The organism is Okeania sp. SIO2B9 (genome assembly GCF_010672505.1).
Lineage (GTDB): Bacteria > Cyanobacteriota > Cyanobacteriia > Cyanobacteriales > Microcoleaceae > Okeania > Okeania hirsuta.
The window spans coordinates 1-1,966 of record NZ_JAAHGK010001364.1 but is presented as its reverse complement, the minus strand read 5'-3'; the positions used below and the strand labels follow the sequence as shown (position 1 = coordinate 1,966).

Here is a 1,966-nt window from a genome sequence, read left to right as displayed (position 1 = left end):
GGTTTGTCCTCTCCCTCTTTGATACGTAAACTTTCAACATTCATATCCACAATTGGAATTTCAACTAACTCAAACCATCTTTTGGCAACTGGGTTGACTTCTAAAAATTTTTGATTCGCTACTATACGCTGTTGAAGCAGGGGAAAGCCAAGATTTTTTCCATCTAGAGATGTATCTTTTTCGCTTAAATTTTCCATAGATGACGGTAAGGAAGTGAAAGGTACTTCTAGTGAAACTACATTTTCATTTGGTTTTAAAACTGTCGATATCCAATGAGGTTCGTAAGCATAATAAAGAATTGGTTTTCCTTCCTGATAACGAGTCATTGCATCTGCCAAGAGAATTTCATATTGTCCTTGATTATGTTCTACAGTATTTTCTAATTCATAAGCTTTAAGATGATGATTGATAATTAATTCACAAGACCAACCAGGATTACAACCAACTAAATTTGCTTTGCCATCTCCATCGGAATCAAAAAGTTTGGCTATTTCTGGATTTTTTAATTGTTGAAGGTTAGTAATGTTATATTTATCGGCTGTTTTTTTGTCTATTTCATATCTTTGTATTCCATCAGGAGTTAATTTTCCAACTTTCTCTAACTTTTCTTCACCACCAGCATTTTCAAAGAATTCATTGTGTTGTGGTTCATAGTAAACAGTGCTATATTCTAAATCTCCATTGGCAAGAGAAATATAAATTGCTGGATATTCAATTTGTTTTGGTCTTTCAATTTTATAGCCGAGTTTTTCTAAACCTATATTCACTACTTCGGTTTGAAATAATTCTTGTATCCAGCTACTATTAGCACTCCGAATAGTAACTGTTTCAGAATCAGGAACTTGTTGGCAGGAAGTAAAAATTACTAATAAGCTGGTGAGAATTGTTCCTAGAATAGTTTTGAGATATTTTTGTTTCATTGTGGTTTGATGGAAAATTTTTTCATCAATAGTATTTTACTACTCTCAGCACTAAAGATTTATAGAAATTTGAGAATAGGCAAAAGGCAATATATTTTGATTCAAATGGCAAATTTTGAATTAAAAAGGCTCTACTAATTTCCTCGACCAAAAAGCACTTATCAGACCAGTTTTAAGTTTATTAAAAAAATATAAATTGGTGGTTATTGGAGACAGTGAAATTCACGGTGTCGAATTATCTTACTGGCTAAAAATTAGAGCTATAACTCAAAAAATTCATTTCATCTTCGGACAAAAACAAGATACTAACTATAGAAAACCCCGTCAAAAATACCATCCATTGAGTAATTTACCTGTATCTCCAGGAACCAAAATATTTTTAAGTAACATCAATATTACTCAGAACAAAGGATTGGGATATTTTAATTTAGTTGCTTATTGGAAACGAAAATATAAAAACAAGATGGAAAAGGAGCCTTGGTACTTGTTGACAAATCTTGAAAGTTTAGATTAAGTTCTCAAATTTTATCGGTCGATAATGGGTATTGAAGCTATGTTTAAAGATTGTAAAACAGGTGGATATAATCTAGAAGGAAGTAGAGCTAATACACAACGTATTACCAATCTCATTTTACTAGTTGCAATTGCTTATAATGCTTAATGTTACCATGGTAATTGTCTCAAAAAGTCAGGAGGTCAAAGATATATTTTTAGACTAAAAGAACCAGGGCGAAAAGATAGAATACATAGCAATTCTTGGGTAGGTATGTATGGTGATTTGTGGGTCATAGCTGGGGAATATTTAGTTGAAATTGTCACAGATATGATGAATTTTAATTCTCAGAAAAAGTCTGATGACCAAAGGGGATTAAAAGCTCTGTCAATGTTAAATCATATTTAATTATTTACCCGAAACGTCTGACTATTCATCTGATTATTAAAAATTTTTTAATTGACTTACATAAATGTTTTGAGAGTAATTTACTTGAACAATAAATCAACGCAGTGTGGTGGTATGGGTGAGCGAAGTTCACCCACACCACCAC

Annotated in this window: 4 protein-coding genes; 3 read left to right on the top strand and 1 reads right to left on the bottom strand. The window is 32.0% G+C overall.

Going from position 1 to position 1,966, the window contains the following annotated elements:
* On the bottom strand, positions 1 to 920 hold a 920-nt coding region (gene proX, locus F6K13_RS30790; RefSeq protein WP_287289519.1), incomplete at its 3' end, for a glycine betaine/L-proline ABC transporter substrate-binding protein ProX.
* Positions 921 to 1,116: 196 nt separating this feature from the next.
* On the opposite strand from proX, the gene F6K13_RS30785 reads away from it, so the two are divergent.
* From F6K13_RS30785 to F6K13_RS30775, 3 genes are all read left to right on the top strand, one after another.
* Positions 1,117 to 1,434 (top strand): hypothetical protein, encoded by a 318-nt coding sequence (locus tag F6K13_RS30785; RefSeq protein ID WP_287289517.1) that lies wholly within the window; start codon positions 1,117 to 1,119, stop codon positions 1,432 to 1,434.
* Between the two features lie 24 nt (positions 1,435 to 1,458).
* The gene (locus F6K13_RS30780; RefSeq protein WP_275670376.1) at positions 1,459 to 1,581 is read left to right on the top strand and encodes a hypothetical protein; all 123 of its coding nucleotides are present in this window, start codon (positions 1,459 to 1,461) and stop codon (positions 1,579 to 1,581) included.
* A 105-nt stretch (positions 1,582 to 1,686) separates the two neighbouring features.
* Positions 1,687 to 1,821 (top strand): hypothetical protein, encoded by a 135-nt coding sequence (locus F6K13_RS30775; RefSeq protein WP_275670375.1) that lies wholly within the window; start codon positions 1,687 to 1,689, stop codon positions 1,819 to 1,821.
* The last annotated feature ends 145 nt before the right edge of the window (positions 1,822 to 1,966 follow it).